Below are 18,358 nucleotides of genomic sequence, written 5' to 3'. Positions count from 1 at the left end.
GCCCCGGGTTGTCCCGGGGCGTTCTTGTGTCCGCGCGACTGTGCTTGCTCGTTCAGGAGGTGGTGAGGTCGACGATGCGCCCGTTCACCCGGTCGGCCGGTTCGTCCCAGAGCGCGAGGAGGGCGCCGGCCACTTGCTCGACCGGGGTGAACCCGGAGAACTTCGCGTTCGGTTTGTCGGCGCGCATCTGCGGGGTGAGCAGCGCCATCACCCGCAGCACGACCGCCGCGGCGTGCGACCCGTCGAACGAGTCGGCCACCGCGAGGGTCCATGCCTCGGACGCGGCCTTCGCCGCGACGTACGACGCGTTGGTCGCCGTGGGCTTGGCGACGCCGGTCGAGGAGATGATCGCCAACCGGGCATCGGACGACGCGCGCAACGAGTCGTGCAGTGCCCGACTGGTGTGCTGCAGGGTGCGAATCAGGTTGTCGTGCAGGAAATCCCAGTCGGCAAGGTCGGCGTCGACGATGCCCTTGCCGCCGCGCCAGCCGCCGACGAGGTGCAGCAGGCCGCCGACGCCGCCGTGGTCCTGCGCGAGCTCGTGGCCCCACGCGAGGGTGGCCGGCTCGTCGAGCAGGTCGACCACGAAGGGCAGGTAGTCAGCGCCGAACTCGGCGGCCGAAGCTTCGAGGTTCTCGGCGCGATGGTCGACCGCCGCCACTCGTGCACCGGCCGCCAACAACCGGCGGCTGGTCTCCACCCCGAGGGCGCCACCGGCGCCGGTGACGACCACCAGCCGTCCGCGCAGCCCGGTCATGCCACCGCCACCGGCTCGACGACGGCCGAGGCGGCGGTGATGCCGCGGGTCGACTCGATCACAGCACCGAGCTTCTTGCGCAGCGCCTCGTAGAAGACGTTGAGCGGGAACTCGTCGGGCTGCACCAAGTCGACCAACTCCTTGACCGTGCCATCGAGCGGCAACGACTGCGGGCCCTTCGCCCAGGTGGACGCCGGGTGAGGTGCAACGTACCGCGTCACGAACTCGTACGACGCCAGCCAGTGACCGACGCGGGAGCGGTCGATTCCACTGCGGTAGAGCGTCTCGACCTCCTCGCAGAGGGCCACGACGACCTCGGGCACCCGACGCCAGTCGAACGACAGCTTGTTGTCGGTCCAGCGCAGCGCGTCGTGCTTGTGCAGGTATGCGAACATCAGCTGGCCGCCGAGCCCGTCGTAGTTGCGTACCCGGTCGCCGGTGATCGGGAAGCGGAACAACCGGTCGAACAGGATCGCCAGCTGCACCGAGCGGGCGTAGGGCTGGCCCTCGGCCTCGAGCTTCACGGCCTCGCGGAAGGTCGACAGGTCGCAGCGCAATTCCTCCAGCGCGTACATCCAGAACGGCATGCGCTGCTTGATCATGAACGGGTCGAACGGCAGGTCGCCGTGGCTGTGGGTGCGGTCGTGGATGAGGTCCCACAGCGCGAAGGTCGACTGCGCGAGTTCCTGTGAGCCGAGCAGGCGCTCGGCGTCGGGCGGCAACTGCAGGCTCAGCAGGTCGGCGGCCGACTCGACCACGCGACGGAAGCGGGCCCCCTCGCGGTCGCAGAAGATCGCACCCCAGTAAAACTTCGGCACCTCCCGCACGGCGACCGTCTCCGGGAACAGCACCGCGGAGTTGGTGTCGTAGCCGGGGGTGAAGTCGAGGAAGTTCACCGGCACGAACGCCGGGTTGACGTACTCGCGCTCCACCTCCGCCAGCCACTGCGGCCACGGCACGGTGACCAGCAGCGCCTCGAAGACGCGGTTCGGGTTGCCGTTCTGGGTGTACATCGGGAAGAGCACGAGGTGCTCGATGCCGTCGACGCGGTGCAGGTCGGGGCGGAACTCCATCAGCGAATCGAGGAAGTCGGGCACCCCGAAGCCGCCCTCGACCCACTTCGTGAGATCGCCCGGCAGGGCCGCGAGGTAGTCGGCGTCGTGCGGGAATCGCGGTGCGAGAGCGGTGATCTCGGTGACGATCTGCTCGACGAGGTAGGTGGCGCGCCGGTGGTCGTGCTGCGCGCCGTCGATCGAGCCGTCCTTGCTCTGCATCTCGCGCAGTTCGAGGGTGGCGGCCTTCAGGCGCTGCCACTCGGGCAGGTTCGCGGTGTCGGAACCGGCGATCGCGCTCGGCGCGGCGGCGTGGCCGGCCGATGCCCAGGTGACGATATTGGTCCAGAAGCGGGCGTGGTCGAGCTCGTCGATCGAGTCGTCGCCGACGAGGTCGGAGTCGGCCAGCACCACGACGCGGCCCTGTCCGTGCCGCAGCGCAACGGCCAATGCACGCTGCGCGGGGTGGGCGGTGGCGCTGCTGCTGGCGAGCACCTGCGCCTGCGGGTTGGCGCTGATGTCGATGACGCCCGCGCGGTAGAAGCACAGCTGGTCGACGCCGGCCAGGATGCCCTGGCCGTGACCCGTCGGGATCTCGCCGAGCACCCAGGTGGCGTTGTGGTGGTGGCGGCGTCCGCCGTCCGTCGACTCGTGCACGAGCGTGCTGTCGACGTGCACCCCGAAGCGGGCGAGCAGGTCGTTGAGGTTGTTGCCGTAGGTGTCCTGCTCGCACTCGGCGAACACGATCAGCCCGCCGCCGGCGGCGACGTAGGCCTCGACGGCGTCGATCTCGGCGTCCGTCAGCACCGGCGGGAGGTCGCCCATGACCCGCTCGGCCTTGGCGTCGGCGAGGTGGTCGATGACGAGCACCTCGGCGTCGCCGAGTGTCTGCGCCGAGAACGCGTCGGTGAGGGCGGCAACCTCGAAGCCGCGGGCGCGCAACGCATCGGCGGCCTTCGCCAGACTCGCGTCGGCGGGGTTGGCGGGATTCATCGTGGCGGCGACGCCGGCGTCGAGCGACCACGCGCTGCTGTGGGCCTGGTCGACCAGCACCTTCGGGAACACACTCATCGAAGGCCTCCTCTGCTAGAAATTATCCGGTTTGAACCATCGTAGACAGAAGATCTTTCGACAGTCGAGTCGGCGGGTGGCGCCGGTCACACGCCCCGTAATCTGTGCGCCATGCCCGTTGAACGACTGTTGCCGACCGACGAAGCGGCCGACCTGCTCGCCCTGACTCGTGAACTCGCCGACAAGGAAGTGCTTCCGCGTGCGGCCGAGGGGGAGCGCACCGCGACGCCGCCGCGCGACCTGTTCCGCACGCTCGGCGAGGCCGGTCTGCTCGCGCTGCCCTACCCGGAGGAGTTCGGCGGGGCCGACCAGCCGTACGAGGTCTACCTGCAGGTGCTCGAGCAGCTCGCGATGCGCTGGATGGCGGTCGCCGTCGGCGTGAGCGTGCACGGGCTCACCGCCTACCCGGTGGCGACCTTCGGCACCCGCGAGCAGCAGGAGGCGTTGCTGCCCGGCATGCTCGGCGGCACGCAACTGGGCGCCTACTGCCTGTCGGAGCGGGAGTTCGGCTCCGACATCGCCCACATGCGCACCCGCGCCGTCGCCGACGGTGACGACTGGCGGATCAAGGGCACCAAGGCGTGGATCTCGCACGCCGGTCACGCCGACTACTACACCTCGTTCGTGCGCACCGACGACACCGAGGGCAAGGGCCTGTCGTGCTTCGTGGTGCCGTCCGACGCCGATGGCCTGGGCTTCGGCGCGCCCGAGAAGAAGATGGGTCTGCACGGCGACCCGGTGGCCGAGGTCATCTTCGACGACGTGCGGGTCGCGGGCGACCGCATGATCGGCGAGCGCGGCCAGGGCATGCACATCGCGCTCAGCGCACTCGACGCCGGTCGTCTCGGAATCTCCGCTGCCGCAACCGGATTGGCGCAGGCCGCGCTCGACCACGCGACGGCGTACGCGAAGGAGCGCAAGCAGTTCGGTCGGCCGATCGCCGACAACCAGGGGCTCGCGTTCATGCTCGCCGACATGGAGGCGGCGGTCAGCTCGGCGCGCGCCACCTATCTGCACGCCGCCCGCCTCAAGGACGCCGGCCGCCCGTTCGCCAAGGCCGCCGCGGTGGCCAAGCTCGTCGCGACCGATGCGGCGATGCGGGTGACGACCGACGCGGTGCAGGTGCTCGGTGGCGCCGGCTACACCCAGGATTTCCCGGTCGAGCGCTTCTTCCGCGACGCGAAGGTCACCCAGATCTTCGAGGGCACCAACCAGATCCAGCGTCTGGTCATCTCGCGGCACCTGCTCGCCTCGCTCTGAGCCTCGACTCGGGCCGACCGTGGCCTCGGGCGTCGCGGGCGGACACCCGCGCTGCAACTCGAGCCTCGCCGCGAGGCAGCCGCCCGGAATTCCGGGGCTTGCGGTCGTGCGGCGCCGCGAGTTGCAGCGCGAGTGTCCGCCTCGCAGGGGCGGCTGCGAAGATGACCGCCGTGACTGCACTCGACATCCTGCACGACCCCACCAACCGCGGATTCGCCAGCGACAACTACTCCGGGGTGCACCCCGAGGTGCTCGCCGCGATCGTCCGGGCCAACGGCGGACACCAGACCTCCTACGGCGACGACGTCTACACCGCGCGGCTGCAGGAGGTCTTCCGCGAGCACTTCGGCCCGGGTGTCGAGGCGTTCCCCGTGTTCAACGGCACCGGCGCGAATGTCGTTGCGCTGCAGGCGGTCACGCAGCGCTGGGAGTCGGTCGTCTGCACCGCCACCGCACACATCCACGTCGACGAGTGCGCCGCGCCCGAGCGCATGGGCGGCCTGAAGCTGATGACCGTGCCGACACCCGACGGCAAACTCACTCCCGAGCTGATCGACACCGTCGCGGTGCGCAAGGGCGACGAGCACCATGCGCAGCCGAAGGTCGTCTCGATCACCCAGACCACCGAGCTCGGCACGGCTTACACGGTCGACGAGATCGCCCACATCGCCGACCGGGTGCACGCGAACGGTTGGGTGCTGCACGTCGACGGCTCGCGCCTGTCGAACGCCGCCGCGACCCTCAGCGTCTCGTTCAAGGAGATGATCACCGACACCGGTGTCGACATCGTCTCGTTCGGCGGCACCAAGAACGGACTGATGGTCGGCGAGGCGGTGCTGGTGATCAACCCTGACGTCGTCACCGGCATGAAGTACCTCCGCAAGCAGTCGATGCAGCTTGCCTCGAAGATGCGCTTCATCAGCACCCAGCTCGAGGCGCTGCTCACCGACGAGCTCTACCTGCGCAACGCCGGCCACGCCAACGCGATGGCCCAGCGGCTGGCCGCTGCGGTGCACGACATCGACGGTGTCAGCGTGCCGCGTCCGGTGCAGGCCAACGCGGTCTTCGCGGTGCTGCCGAAGGTCGTGTCCGAGAAGCTGATGGACGACTTCCACTTCTACTTCTGGGACGAAGCGCTGGGCGAGGTGCGCTGGATGTGTTCCTGGGACACCACCGAGAAGGACGTCGACGAGTTCGCCGCGGCGGTGCGCGCCGCAATGTCGGCCTGATCCCCGCGACTCGGGGTAATTCGCAGGCGAGTTTCAGGGGCGGGTGCGAGGATGAGCGCATGACTGGTCGGGGGGCCGGGTCGACGGTGAGTCGACGCCGCGCGGTGTTCGTAGCAGGGGGCTCGGCGATCGCGGGGTTGACGATCGGCTCCGGGGTGGCGCGTGCCGTCGACGGTTACGACGACGACAACCGTCCGCCGTCGTACCGGATCTCGCCACCGTCGCCGCGGTCGGGAGTGTTCGATACGCAGATCGTCTGGCGCACGGCGGGCCCGAGCGTCGCGCTCACCTTCGACGACGGACCCGACCCGCGCTGGACGCCGCGGATCCTCGACATCCTCGCAGCGTCGGACGCCCGGGCGACCTTCTTCGTGCTGCGCGACCACGTGCTTGCCCACCCCGAGCTGGTGCGCCGCTCGGCGGACGCCGGTCACGAGATCGGCGTGCACGGCGCCGACCACTGGGACATGACCCGGTTGACCTCGGTGCAACTCGACCGGTCGATGGCCGACACCAAGCGCGCGGTCGCCGACCTCGTCGGACGCGAACCGGTGCTCATGCGTCCGCCGTACGGCCGCTTCGACGCACCGGTGCTGCATGCCGCACGCAGCCATGGGCTGCAGCTGATCCTGTGGTCGGACTGGCTGCCCGGCCGCAACTCGGCGTCGGCCTCGGCGGCTCTGCTCGCTCAGCTCACGCCCGGCGCGGTGATCCTGTGCCACGACGGCCGGCGGACGCCGAGCGAACAGATGGTCTCGGCGCTGCGCACCTTCGTGCCGTCGTGCGTCGCGAAGGGCTTGCGGCTGGCGACGGTCAGCGAACTGCTGGCCGAACGGTGATGCCCGCCCCGGCGTGACATGCTGACCGGCGTGGATCCGGGGAAAGACCTGAGCAGCGTCGGCAGGTGTGGGCGGCTCGTCGCGATGGGCGCGCTCGTCGTCGCGCTCGGCCTCGGCACCGCCATCGGCAACGACCGGTGGTGGCCGATCGGCCCGATGGTGATGTTCGCCTTCGGAGTCGACCCGAACAGCCAGGTGCATTCGCTCGGCGTCGAGGCCGACACGGTCGCAGGCAAGCGGGTCGTCGTGCCCCTCGGCGCGGGCGGAATCGGGTTGGAACGAGCCGAGATCGAAGGCCAGCAGACCGCCATCGAGGCCGAGCCCAAACGCTTGCAGGCGGTTGCGGTCGCCGCGTCCCGGTCGTTGCCGGACGACCCCCGCTACCGCACGGTCTACCTCGTCGACACCGTGCAACAGCTCAAGGACGGCGCCGCCGACGGCGCGCCGGTGCGCAAGGTGCTGGCCACCTGGCAGGTCGTCGACCCCGACCACCCGAGGGACCTCTCATGAACTGGGCCTTCCCGCAGGTGCCCACCGAGCGCGTCGTGATCCTTCGCCGCCTGGTCTACGCGGTGGTGCTGCTCGACATCTTCCTGCTCACCGCGTTCCCGATCGGACACGGCAACATCCCGGCCGACCTCTACTCGCAGTTGCCGGTGCGCGCGATCCTGCACCTGCCGCAACCGACCGCGGTCTACGTGCAGGTGCTGCGCATCGTCATCGCTGTGGCCGCCGTGCTCGCGCTGCTCGGGGTGCGGCCCAGGATCACCGGCTGGGTCGTCGCGTTCGGCATGCTCGACTGGCTGAGCAACGCCTATTCCTACGGCAAGATCAACCACGATCACCTGGCGCTGCTGGTGGCGTTGTTCGTGCTCCCGCTCGCCGCCGCCAAGGCGACCGACGCGCGAGAAGCGTTGCAGCGCAACGGCTGGTCGATGCGGATGATCCAGGTCTCGGTCGTCGCGACCTATTTCCTCGCCGCGATCGCGAAGGTGAGCGAGGCCGGGTGGGGTTGGGCGAGTTCGGCGGTGCTGGTCTGGGCGATCACCCGTCGCGGGTCGGCCCTCGGCCAACTCGTCGCACACTGGCCGTTGCTGACCTACGTCTTCCAGTGGGTCGTGTTGATCCTGGAGTTCTGTGCACCACTGATGCTCTGGCTGCGCGGTCGGCCGCTTTACGCCTACGTCGCGTTCTGGTTCGTCTTCCACGCCTCGACGTTCGCCCTGCTCGGAATCCACTTCATCCCGACCGCGGTGTGCCTGTTCGCCTTCCTGCCGTTGGAGCGGCTGGCCGGACGGCGGGTCATCAGTCGAGCGGTTCGACCTCGGGCCGCTTGGCGCTGATCGAGTCGCCCGAGCTCGTGCCCTGGATCCGGCGCCGCACCCACGGCGCGGCGTACTCCTTGGCCCACGCGGCGTGCCCGGCGAGCGCCTCCCGGCGGCCCAGCGGGGGAGCCGGCGGCAACTCCTCGGCCCAGTCACGGTCGGTGTCGCGGTGGCCGAGGGCCCAATAGGCCTGCGCGGCAACTCGTTCGTGGCCTTCGGTCGACAGGTGGATGCGGTCGGTGCCCCACATCCGCGCGTCCCGCAACGCACGCAGCCCCCACAGGTCGACGACCAGTGCGCCCTGGCGTTGTGCGATGCCGAAAACGTTCGCGTTGTGCACGGCGATCCGTCCCCGCAGCCGGCGCAACACCGGCGCACCGACCGGGTCGCCCATCGTCGCCATGAGCACGGTGACGCCCGCGTCGCGCAGGCGGGCGACGGCGTCCTCCAGCGAGTCGGCGATCGCGTCGAGGTCGGCCTTCGGCCGCAGGATGTCGTTGCCGCCGCCGACGATCGAGACGAGGTCGGGTTCGAGTGCCAGTGCGGCGTCGAGTTGCGGACCTACGATGTCGGCGAGCAGCCGTCCGCGGATCGCCAGGTTGGCGTAACCGAAGCCGGGGGTGTCGACGGCGAGTCGTGCCGCCAGCCGGTCGGCCCAGCCGACGTAACTGCCCGGGTCGCTCGGGTTCTCGTCGACCATCCCCTCGGTGAAGCTGTCGCCGATCGCGACGTAACGGCGCAGGTCAGTGGGGAATTCGGTCACGGCAGTCTCCAATCGATGGGCTCGGCGCCCTGCTGCTCGAGCAGGGCGTTCGTGCGGCTGAACGGGCGCGAGCCGAAGAAGCCCGACCGCGCCGACAACGGTGAGGGGTGGGCGCTCTCGACGTAGGGCACCGACCCGAGGTGTGGGGCGAGGTTGCGAGCGTCGCGCCCCCAAAGGATCGCCACCAGCGGCCCGCCGCGTGCGACCAACCCGCTGATCGCGGCCGCGGTGACGCTCTCCCAGCCCTTTCCCCGGTGGCTCGCCGGCGCTCCCGACCGCACGGTCAGCACCCGGTTGAGCAGCAGCACGCCCCGCTCGGTCCACGGCGACAGATCGCCGGTCGACGGACGCGGCACGCCGAGGTCCGCTTCGAGCTCGGCGTAGATGTTGGTCAGGCTGCGCGGGATCGGCGACACCTCCGGTGCCACCGAGAACGACAACCCGACGGCGTGCCCGGGCGTCGGGTAGGGGTCTTGCCCCACGACGAGCACCCGCACCTGATCCATCGGCGCCGCGAACGCCCGGAGCACGTTCTCCGGGGCCGGGAGGTAGCCGCGTCCGGCGGCCAACTCGGTGCGCAGGTAGGCGCCCGCCGCGGCCAGCGCGTCGGTGGCGGGGGAAAGGGAGTCGACCCAACTTGGATGGACGAGTTCGGCCAGCGGTTTGGGCATGGGTCAAACCTACGGCGGCCCGGGCGGGCGCCCGACGCGGGTCGGAACACGAGCACCGGCTGTGACGTTGATGAGAACGTGCACAAGCATTACAACGGCCTCAAGACTGCCTTGCTGTTCGGGGCGATCTGGGCGTTGCTCCTCGGTATCGGGTCGCTGATCGGCGGTGGCCGGTACATCTGGATCTTCGCTCTGATCGGTGTCGCCACGACGTTCTACAGCTACTGGAACAGCGACAAGCTCGCCCTGCGCGCCATGCAGGCCTACCCGGTCAGTGAGATCCAGGCCCCCGCGATGTACCGCATCGTGCGCGAACTCTCCACTGCCGCAGGCAAGCCCATGCCGCGTCTGTACATCTCGCCGACCCAGGCGCCGAACGCCTTCGCGACCGGACGCAACCCGAAGAATGCCGCGGTGTGCTGCACCGAGGGCATCCTCGAACTGCTCGACGAGCGCGAACTGCGCGGGGTGCTCGGCCACGAGTTGATGCACGTCTACAACCGCGACATCCTCACCTCCTCGATCGCGGCGGCGCTCGCCGGCATCATCACCTCGGTCGCACAGATGATGATGTTCACCGGTGGCTTCGGTGGTGGCAGCAACAACGACGACCGCCCGAACCCGTTCGCGATGCTGCTGATGGCCTTCCTCGCGCCGTTCGCCGCGATGCTCATCCAGATGTCGATCAGCCGCACCCGCGAATACGACGCCGACGAGGATGGTTCGAAGCTCACCGGCGACCCGCTGGCGCTCGCGTCGGCGCTGGCCAAGCTGGAGAACGGTGTCGCCCGGGCGCCGCTGGCGCCCACCCCGCGGGTGGTCAACGCGAGCCACATGATGATCGCCAACCCGTTCCGTCCGCAGGATGTTTCGCGGATGATGTCGACCCACCCGTCGACCGCCGACCGCATCGCCCGACTGCAGGAGATGGCGCGCCGCGGCTGATACCGCTCATTTGACGGGACAGCGGCCGTTCGTCGGTGAACTTTCGGTGCCGCTTCGGAGAACGGTCGGTCCCGATCGCCACGCCGGGTTGTGTGTAGGTGCAGACTGACCTGCGAGCCGGGGTCCGGGGTGAATCACGTGTCCGTTCCGCGGCCACCACCCACCCCGTCAAGGAGCTTTACATGCAGTCAGCTCGTCTGCTCGGCGCCGCGACCACCGTCGCACTCGTCGCGTCCTTCGCAGCCTCCCCTTCGGCCGGAGCCGCCACCAATGTCGGTGACGGCCCGATCGATCCCTCGCTCACAACGATCAACCTGCTGAACACCAACGACTTCCACGGTCACTTCACCAAGGACTTCGCCTGCACGGTGACCACGGCGCAGAAGGAACTCGCAGCGGTGTTCCTGTCGGCCGGCGACAACGTCGGCGGCACGCCGTTCGCGTCGGCGTCGCAGAACGACACCCCGTCGATCGACTACCTGAACGCGCTCGGCCTGCAGGCTTCCGCAGTGGGTAACCACGAGTTCGACAAGGGTTTCAACGACCTCACCGGACGCATCCAGAGCCGCGCCCAGTGGACCTACCTCGGCGCCAACGTCTACCGCGCCGGCACCACGACCCCGGCACTGCCGGCGTACAAGATCATCGACGTCAACGGCGTGAAGGTGGGTGTCGTGGGCGCCGTCACCAAGGACGTCCCGTCGCTGGTCGCCGCCGACGGCATCGCCGGCCTGGAGTTCGGCGACCCGGTCGCCGCGGTCAACCGCACCGCCGCCGCGCTGAAGGACGGTAACCCCGCCAACGGAGAGGCCGACGTCGTCGTCGCCGAATACCACGAGGGCGCCACCGAGGGCGGCTCGGCCACCCTGGCGTCGCAGTTGGCGTTGGGCGGAGACTTCGCCCGCATCGTCACCGACACCTCGGCGAACGTCGACGCGATCTTCACCGGTCACACCCACCAGCTGTACGCCTGGGACGGCCCGGTGCCCGGCGGCACCGGCACCCGCCCGGTGGTGCAGACCGACTTCTACGCCTCCCACCTCGGGGTGCTGCAGCTCGGCTACGACCCGGCCACGAAGAAGGTGACGCAGTACGCGGTCAGCAACCGCGCGGTGACCGCGCCGACCGATGCGTGCGCCACCGACACCCGCTACCAGGCGGCGGCCGGCATCGTCGACTCCGCGAACGCGCAGGCCGACGTCATCGGCAAGCAGGCGATCGGCAAGATCACCGCCGACATCACCACCGCGCTGAAGGCTGACGGCAGCCGTGACGACCGCCTGCGTGAGTCGACGCTGTCCAACCTCATCGCGCAGTCGTACGTCGACTCGATCAACAAGCCGGGCCGCTTCGGTGGCGTCGACATCGGCGTGATGAACCCCGGTGGTGTGCGCGCCGACCTGAAGTACGGCACCGACGGCACGGTAACCTACGCCGATGCCGCGGCGATCATGCCGTTCAACAACACGGTGCAGACGACCCAAGTCACCGGAGCGCAGTTCAAGCGGGTGCTGGAGCAGCAGTGGCAGCCCGCCGGCAGCTCGCGGGCGTTCCTCAAGCTCGGCCTGAGCAGCAATGTCACCTACACCTACGACCCGAACGCGGCCGACGGTTCGCACATCACCTCGGTCACGATCGGCGGCCAGCCCCTCGACCCGGCGAAGACCTACACGGTGGCGTCGAACTCCTTCCTGGTCGCCGGCGGTGACAACTTCACCGCGTTCGCCGACTCGAAGTCGACGATCAAGGACTCCGGCCTGATCGACCAGTCGCTGTTCATGGAGTGGATCCGTGAGCACAACCCGGCCAGCCCGTCCTTCGCCAAGAACGGCGTCGCGGTCGAGAACCAGCCGTCCGAGGTGACCCAGGGCAAGGACGTCACGTTCACGGTCTCCGGCCTCGACATGACCTCGGCGGGCTCGCCGACCACCACCGAGGTCGAGGTCCTCCTCGGCACGACCTCGCTGGGCAAGTTCCCGGTCACCAAGGTGCTCACCACCGCGCCGCCGTTCCCGACCCGCAACGAGACCGCGACCGTCACCGTGCGGATCCCGGCCGACGCGGCCGTCGGTGCGCAGAACCTGTTCGTGAAGGCGGCGCAGACCGGCACCGTCGTCACCATGCCGGTGACTGTGGCCGCTGGTGACGGTCCGACCTCTCCGCCGACGTCGTCGCCGACCTCTTCGCCGACGTCGAGCCCGACCTCGTCGCCGACCAGCTCGCCGACCAGCTCGCCGACCAGCTCGCCGACCAGCACGGGCACCGCGACCAGCACCACCAGCACCGACGTCACCGGCCCGCCGGTTGTCACCGACGGTGACCAGAACGCCGGCAACGGCGGCAACGGCGGCCTGTTGGCCGGTGCCGGCGCGCTGTTCGCGATGCTCCTCGCCGGTGCGTGGGTGCTCGGACGTCGACTGAGCTGACCTACCAAGTTCCATCCGTTCCGAACGACGGACGCCGCAGGTGATCACCTGCGGCGTCCGTCGTGTTGTGCGGGTCGCGATTGCCTAGGTGATTCGCCGCCGAACTGGCAGAGTTGACGCATGGCGATCTTGTTGCAGCAGGAAGCGGTCGAGCGGGCCCGGTTGATCTCGGTCGGCTCCTACACCGTCGACCTCGACCTCACCGTGTCCGACACCGAGTTCGGCTCGCGCACGGTGGTGCGGTTCGACTGCGCCGAGCCGGGTGCGTCGACCTTCGTCGACCTCAAGGCGGCCTCGATCGCCTCGATCAGGTTGAACGGCAACGAGATCCACCCGTCGCAGGTGGCCGACGGACGGCTCCCGCTGGGCCGGTTGCAGGCCACCAACGAACTCGAGGTGGTCGCCACGATAGCGTTCACCCACGACGGGCAGGGGCTGCACCGTGCGGTCGACCCGGCCGACGATCTGGCCTACGTCTACGGCATGTCCTTCCTCGACGCGGCGCCGCAGATCTACGCCTGTTTCGACCAGCCCGACCTCAAGGCGCCGTACGACCTCACGGTCACCGCGCCGTCCGGCTGGGTGGTGGCCGGCAACAGCCCGGCCCGCGAAACCGACTCGGGCCGTTGGGAATTCGAGACCACGAAGCCGCTGTCCACCTACTTCTTCACGGTCTGTGCGGGGCCCTACGAGACGGTGCGCGACGAGCATCGCGGCATCCCGCTGGCGCTGCACGCCCGCGCGTCGCTCGGTGCCGACCTGCGCCGCCACGCGCCGCAGATGCTCGAGATCACCAAACAGGGGCTCGACTACTACGAAGACCTCTTCGGCATCGCCTACCCGTGGGGCGAGTACCACCAGTTCTTCGTGCCCGAGTTCAACGCCGGCGCGATGGAGAACCCCGGCTGTGTCACCTTCCGCGACCAGTACATCTTCCGCGGGGCCGCGGGGCGTGCCGAGATCATGCAGCGCAGCAACACGATCCTGCACGAGATGGCGCACATGTGGTTCGGCGACCTGGTGAGCATGAAGTGGTGGGACGACCTCTGGCTCAACGAGTCGTTCGCCGAGTACATGGCCCACCGGTCGTGTTCGGCGGCAACGGAATTCGACGACGCCTGGGTCGACTTCGGCATTGCTCGCAAGAACTGGGGCTACGCCGCCGACCGGGCGCCGTCGACCCACCCGATCGCCGGCAACGCCGCCGAAGACACCGACTCCGCCCTCACCAACTTCGACGGCATCTCCTACGCCAAGGGCTGCTCCGCGCTGCGCCAGCTCGCGCTCTACGTCGGCGACGACGCGTTCGTGGCGGGCGTGCGTGACTACCTGAGCCGCCACTCCTACGGCAACGCCACCCTCGCCGACTTCCTCGAGGCCATCGGCGGCCACACCGACGCCGACCTCACGGGCTGGTCGACCGGCTGGTTGGAGAGTGCGGGCACCGACGAGATCTGTGTCGCCGTCGAGGGCGACCCGATCGCGGTCGTCGAGGCGTCGCGCACGACACCCGAGGCCCACCCCGCAGACCGTCCGCACATGCTCGACATCGCCGGCTTCAGCGGCGGCCGGGAGCTGTGGCGCACCCCGGTCTTCACCCTCGGCGGCGACCGCACCGAGCAGGCCCCGCTTGTCGGCCTGGCGAACCCGAACCTGTTGGTGCCCAACGCTTCCGACCTCACCTGGACCATCCCGGTCTTCGCCGAGGCGACCCTGGCGGCACTGCCGCAGGAACTCCCGCAGGTCGGTGATGCGCAGGTGCGGCAGGTCGTGTGGGCGGGGCTGCTCAACGGCATGGCAACGGCAACCGTCGACCCGCGCACCGTGCTGGCGACCTTCGAGACGGCCTTCCCGGTGGAGACCAACGAGTCGCTGCGGCACTGGACATCGCGACTGGTGCCGCGGCACCTCGGCGCGTTCCTGCCCTACGGCGAGCGGGACGACGCGGTCACCCGTATCGCGGCGACCGCCCAGCGGGCCATCGACGCCGCCTCGGACGACGCCGTGGTCACCCCGACCCGGCTGCTGGCCGCGACCAGCACCGACGAGGCATTGCTTCGCGCCTGGGTGGCCGACGAGCAGATCCCGTCGGCGCTCGCCGGCGACATGGACTTCCGGTGGTCGGCGCTCATCCGACTGGCCGAGCTCGGCCTCGTCGACGACGCCGCGATCGATGCCTTCGCGGCACACGACCGCACCCTCACCGGCGGCCAGAAAGCGCTGACCGCCAAGGTGATTCGTCCGACGCAGCAGGCGAAGGAGTGGGGCTGGACCCAGCTGGAGCAGAACACCGGCCTGTCCAACTACGACTGTCTCGCGATTGCGGTGGGCATCTTCGTCGCGCCCGACCCCGACCTGGTGCGCCCGCACATCGAGCGGTACTTCCGGGTGCTGCCCGCGCTCGCCGAGCGGCAGGGTGAGTTCGCCTCGCAGAAGGTGGCCCTGGAGGCCTTCCCGGTCGAGATCACCGAGGACGCCACCTCGCAGGCGGCCCAGGAGGCGCTGCGCACCGTACGGATGACCGCGAACGTGCGCCGCGCGATCGTCGACCGCGCGGCCATCCTCGACGAGGCGCTCGCATCGATGCGCCGCTTCGGGGGATGAGCCTCGACTACACGCTGCTCGCCGTCGACGGCACCGGACGTGTGCTCGCCCGGACCGGTGATGTCGACCGGGTGCGTCCGGTGGCGTCGGTCGGCAAGCTGCTGCTGCTCGGTCACGTCGCAACCCTGCTCGACCGCGGCGAGCTCGACCCGGCGGAACAACTCGCCCGCGAATCGACGGAATTCGTCGCCGACTCGGGCCTGTGGCAGCACCTCGACGTGCCGTCGCTGAGCGTGCTCGACTGCTGCCGGCTGGTGGCCGCGGTGAGCGACAACCTCGCCACAAACGTGCTGTTCACCCGGGTCGGTGTCGACGCGGTGCGTGCCTACACCGACGCACTCGGCGTCGCGCCGTACGAACTGCTCGACCTCATCCGCACCTCCCGCGGCCCGCACACCGCGCCGACCTTCGCCCGTGGATCGGCCACCGCGCTGGTTCGTTTCCTGCAATTGCTCGACGCGGGGGAGGTGCCCGCGCAGGTGCGCGAGTGGATGCGGCTCAACGTCGACCTGACGCTCGCCGCGTCGGCCCTCGCGTTCGATCCGCTCGCGCACATCGACTCGAAACCGTTGCTGCACAACAAGACCGGCTCCGACGACGGCGTGCGGGTCGATGTCGGCACCGTCGTCACCGGCGACCGCACGGTGCACTACTGCGCGATGGCCCACTGGACGCCGTCCGAGCCCTTCACCGCGGCGATCGCGCAGGAACTGCGCGCACTGTTGCGCGACGCGCTGCAGTGACGGTCGGCAGTGACGTCCGGCAGCGACGTCCGGTAGCGACGTCCAGTAGCGACGAGGAAGGCCGCACCCCGGGCGGGATGCGGCCTTCCTCGTCGAACGTCTGTCGTCAGGGCACGACGACCGAGATGGTCTGGGCGACCATCGCCGGCTTCTGCACACCCTCGATCTCGACGGTGACCTTCGCGGTCACCTGCACGCCGAGCGGGATGTCGTCGACTGCGGTGAGCTCCACGCCGGCCCGCACCTTCGAGCCCACGGGCACCGGCGTCGGGAAACGCACCTTGTCGGAGCCGTAGTTGACGCCCATCTTCACGCCGTCGACCCGGTAGACCTCCCACACGAGCATCGGCACCATCGACAGGGTCAGATAGCCGTGCGCGATCGTGCTGCCGAACGGACCGTCCTTCGCCCGCTCCGGATCGACGTGGATCCACTGGTGGTCACCGGTCGCCTCGGCGAACTGGTCGATGCGCTCCTGGGTGACCTCGTGCCACGAGCTGTACCCGAGGTGCTCACCGACCGCGGCGCGCAGTTCGTCGACTCCGTTGATGACTCGCATGATTCGCCTCAGTCCTGCGGTCCGCCGGCGACGTACAGCACCTGGCCGCTGACGAAGCCAGCTTCCTCGCTGCAGAAGAACGACGCCGCGGCGGCGATGTCGTCGGGGCGACCCACGCGGGCCACCGGGATCTGCGAGGCGGCGGCCTTCTGGAACTCCTCGAAGTCCATGCCGACGCGCTCGGCCGTGGCGGCCGTCATGTCGGTGACGATGAAGCCCGGGGCGATCGCGTTGGCGGTGACACCGAACTTGCCCAGCTCGATCGCGAGGGTCTTGGTGAAACCCTGCAGACCGGCCTTCGCGGCGGAGTAGTTGACCTGGCCGCGGTTGCCCAGGGCGGAGGTCGACGACAGGTTCACCACGCGTCCGAACTTCGCCTCGGTCATGTACTTCTGAGCCGCGCGGGTCATCAGGAAGCTGCCGCGCAGGTGCACGTTCATGACGGTGTCCCAGTCGGAGACGCTCATCTTGAAGATCAGGTTGTCGCGCAGCACGCCGGCGTTGTTGACCAGCACGGTCGGCGCGCCGAGCTCGGTGGCGATGCGCTCGACGGCGGCGGTCACGGCCGCCTCGTCCGACACGTCGCAGCCGACGGCGAGGGCCTTGCCGCCCGCCTCGGTGATGCGGTCGACGACGCCCTGGCAGGCCGACTCGTCGAGGTCGACGACGGCCACCTGCATGCCGTCCTTGGCCAGGCGCTCGGCGACGGCGGCGCCGATGCCGCGGGCCGATCCGGTGACGATGGCGGTACGGGTTTCGCTCATTCCATGGCTCCTTCGAGTGTGCAGTGGATGGAAAAGGGGAAAGTGGCCCCAGTCACAGGACCACTTTCCCCTAACGGGTCGGACGTCGGCTCACAGGCCCAGGTCGCGGCCGATGAGTTCCTTCATGATCTCGTTCGAGCCGGCCCAGATCTTGGTGACGCGGGCGTCGCGCCAGGCGCGCGCCACGCGGTACTCGTTCATGAAGCCGTAGCCGCCGTGCAGCTGCACGCACTCGTCGAGCACCTTGTTCTGCACCTCGGCCGAGAACCACTTCGCCTTGGCGGCGTCGACCGGGCTGAGCTTGCCCTCGGCGTGCGCGGCGATGCAGTCGTCGACGTAAGCCTCGGCGACCTCGATCTGGGTGACCAGCTCGGCGATCTTGAACTTGTTGTGCTGGAACGAGCCGATCGCCTGGCCGAAGGCCTTGCGCTCCTTGGTGTACTCGATCGTCTCGGCCAGGATCTGCTTGGCGTGGGCGACGTTCGACACGCCGGCGCCGATGCGCTCCTGCGGCAGGCGCTGCATCATCGCGATGAAGCCCATGCCCTCCTCGCCGATGCGGTTGGCGTCGGGCACCCGCACGTTGTCGAAGAACAGCTCGGAGGTGTCGGACTCGATCTGGCCGACCTTGTCGAGCTTGTTGCCCTTGGTGAAGCCGGGCATGTCCTTCTCGAGCATGAACAGCGTGATGCCCTTGGCGCCCTTGGTCGGGTCGGTGCGGACGGCGACGATCGCCAGGTCGCACTGGTTGCCGTTGGTGATGAAGGTCTTGGATCCGTTGATGATCCAGTCGTCACCGTCGCGCACGCCGGTGGTCTTCAGGCCGGCCAGGTCGGAGCCGCCGGACGGCTCGGTCATGCCGATCGAGCAGATCAGCTCGCCGGCGGCCATGCCGGGCAGCCACTTCTGCTTCTGCTCCTGCGTGCCGAGGTCGACCAGGTAGGGCGGGCAGACGTCCGAGTGGATGCCGAAGCAGCTCGAGACCGCCGCGTTGAAGGCCGCGAGTTCCTCGGCCGCGATCGCGTTGAATCGGTAGTCGTCCGCGCCCGCGCCACCGAACTCCTCGGGGATGTCGAGGCCGAACAGCCCCTGGCGGCCGGCTTCCTTCCAGATGTCGCGCGGGATGACCTTGCTCTCCAGCATTTCCTCGGCGCGCGGCTTGAGGGTGCGCTCGACGAATTCGCGCACGGAGGCGCGGAACGCCTCGTGATCCTCGGTGTAGACGTTGCGGGGCATCGGTACTTCCTTCGTGATTCGTTCGACGGACGCTGACTAAGCGCTTGCTGAGCGTCTCATTGTCGGGCACCCTCGTCAATGCATCCCGTGCAGCGCTTCCTGCCTGCGCGGCGG

At 69.2% G+C, this 18,358-nt stretch carries 16 protein-coding genes; 9 read left to right on the top strand and 7 right to left on the bottom strand.

Going from position 1 to position 18,358, the window contains the following annotated elements; genetic code table 11:
- Window positions 1-52: 52 nt before the first annotated feature.
- A complete protein-coding gene (locus tag DFJ65_RS16295; protein WP_115923933.1) occupies window positions 53-757 on the bottom strand; it encodes an SDR family NAD(P)-dependent oxidoreductase in 705 nt (234 codons plus the stop codon).
- Window positions 754-2,880, bottom strand: coding sequence for a DUF6421 family protein (locus DFJ65_RS18375; RefSeq protein WP_115923932.1), 2,127 nt, complete (start codon window positions 2,878-2,880; stop codon window positions 754-756). The genes DFJ65_RS16295 and DFJ65_RS18375 overlap by 4 nt, the downstream gene beginning before the upstream one ends.
- A gap of 111 nt (window positions 2,881-2,991) precedes the next feature.
- Here DFJ65_RS18375 and DFJ65_RS16285 point away from each other — a divergent pair, with 111 nt between their 5' ends.
- The 5 genes from DFJ65_RS16285 to DFJ65_RS16265 all read left to right on the top strand — a co-directional run bounded on the left by DFJ65_RS16285 (window position 2,992) and on the right by DFJ65_RS16265 (window position 7,551).
- Window positions 2,992-4,140: an acyl-CoA dehydrogenase family protein gene (locus tag DFJ65_RS16285; protein WP_115923931.1), complete on the top strand. Its 1,149-nt coding sequence runs from the start codon at window positions 2,992-2,994 to the stop codon at window positions 4,138-4,140.
- 161 nt (window positions 4,141-4,301) lie between these two features.
- Window positions 4,302-5,369, top strand: coding sequence for a threonine aldolase family protein (locus tag DFJ65_RS16280; RefSeq protein ID WP_115923930.1), 1,068 nt, complete (start codon window positions 4,302-4,304; stop codon window positions 5,367-5,369).
- A gap of 59 nt (window positions 5,370-5,428) precedes the next feature.
- Window positions 5,429-6,208: a polysaccharide deacetylase family protein gene (locus DFJ65_RS16275; protein WP_115923929.1), complete on the top strand. Its 780-nt coding sequence runs from the start codon at window positions 5,429-5,431 to the stop codon at window positions 6,206-6,208.
- 30 nt (window positions 6,209-6,238) lie between these two features.
- Window positions 6,239-6,718 (top strand): hypothetical protein, encoded by a 480-nt coding sequence (locus DFJ65_RS16270; RefSeq protein WP_147301436.1) that lies wholly within the window; start codon window positions 6,239-6,241, stop codon window positions 6,716-6,718.
- Window positions 6,715-7,551 carry an HTTM domain-containing protein gene (locus DFJ65_RS16265; RefSeq protein ID WP_115923927.1) on the top strand — a complete coding sequence of 279 codons (837 nt, stop codon included), beginning with the start codon at window positions 6,715-6,717 and terminating at the stop codon, window positions 7,549-7,551. The genes DFJ65_RS16270 and DFJ65_RS16265 overlap by 4 nt, the downstream gene beginning before the upstream one ends.
- Here the strand turns inward: DFJ65_RS16265 and DFJ65_RS16260 are convergent.
- Complete coding sequence (locus tag DFJ65_RS16260) at window positions 7,514-8,296, bottom strand: SGNH/GDSL hydrolase family protein (protein ID WP_281269887.1); 783 nt, start codon at window positions 8,294-8,296, stop codon at window positions 7,514-7,516. The two genes, DFJ65_RS16265 and DFJ65_RS16260, sit on opposite strands and share 38 nt — an antisense overlap.
- Window positions 8,293-8,967, bottom strand: coding sequence for a uracil-DNA glycosylase (locus DFJ65_RS16255; RefSeq protein ID WP_115923926.1), 675 nt, complete (start codon window positions 8,965-8,967; stop codon window positions 8,293-8,295). Before DFJ65_RS16255 ends, DFJ65_RS16260 begins: the two co-directional genes overlap by 4 nt.
- A 78-nt stretch (window positions 8,968-9,045) precedes the next feature.
- Between DFJ65_RS16255 and htpX the strand changes: the two genes are divergently transcribed.
- The 4 genes from htpX (at window position 9,046) to DFJ65_RS16235 (ending at window position 15,685) form a co-directional block, all read left to right on the top strand.
- The gene (gene htpX, locus DFJ65_RS16250; protein ID WP_115923925.1) at window positions 9,046-9,912 is read left to right on the top strand and encodes a zinc metalloprotease HtpX; all 867 of its coding nucleotides are present in this window, start codon (window positions 9,046-9,048) and stop codon (window positions 9,910-9,912) included.
- A 182-nt stretch (window positions 9,913-10,094) separates the two neighbouring features.
- Complete coding sequence (locus DFJ65_RS16245; RefSeq protein WP_115924419.1) at window positions 10,095-12,338, top strand: bifunctional metallophosphatase/5'-nucleotidase; 2,244 nt, start codon at window positions 10,095-10,097, stop codon at window positions 12,336-12,338.
- Window positions 12,339-12,458: 120 nt separating this feature from the next.
- Window positions 12,459-14,942, top strand: coding sequence for an aminopeptidase N (pepN, locus tag DFJ65_RS16240; RefSeq protein ID WP_115923924.1), 2,484 nt, complete (start codon window positions 12,459-12,461; stop codon window positions 14,940-14,942).
- The gene (locus DFJ65_RS16235) at window positions 14,939-15,685 is read left to right on the top strand and encodes a serine hydrolase (protein ID WP_115923923.1); all 747 of its coding nucleotides are present in this window, start codon (window positions 14,939-14,941) and stop codon (window positions 15,683-15,685) included. Before pepN ends, DFJ65_RS16235 begins: the two co-directional genes overlap by 4 nt.
- A gap of 106 nt (window positions 15,686-15,791) precedes the next feature.
- Here the strand turns inward: DFJ65_RS16235 and DFJ65_RS16230 are convergent, their stop codons facing one another.
- The 3 genes from DFJ65_RS16230 to DFJ65_RS16220 form a co-directional block, all read right to left on the bottom strand.
- Window positions 15,792-16,244: a MaoC family dehydratase gene (locus DFJ65_RS16230; protein ID WP_115923922.1), complete on the bottom strand. Its 453-nt coding sequence runs from the start codon at window positions 16,242-16,244 to the stop codon at window positions 15,792-15,794.
- A gap of 8 nt (window positions 16,245-16,252) precedes the next feature.
- Entirely contained in the window at window positions 16,253-17,008 is a 756-nt protein-coding gene (gene fabG / locus DFJ65_RS16225; RefSeq protein WP_115923921.1) for a 3-oxoacyl-ACP reductase FabG, read from the bottom strand.
- Between the two features lie 90 nt (window positions 17,009-17,098).
- On the bottom strand, window positions 17,099-18,244 hold the full coding sequence (locus tag DFJ65_RS16220; RefSeq protein WP_115923920.1) for an acyl-CoA dehydrogenase family protein: 1,146 nt from the start codon (window positions 18,242-18,244) through the stop codon (window positions 17,099-17,101).
- Window positions 18,245-18,358: the final 114 nt, after the last annotated feature.

Source organism: Calidifontibacter indicus, from assembly GCF_003386865.1.
Taxonomy (GTDB): Bacteria; Actinomycetota; Actinomycetes; order Actinomycetales; family Dermatophilaceae; genus Yimella; species Yimella indica.
The sequence above is the reverse complement of the archived record's forward strand: the minus strand, read 5'-3'. Positions and strand labels throughout refer to the sequence as shown.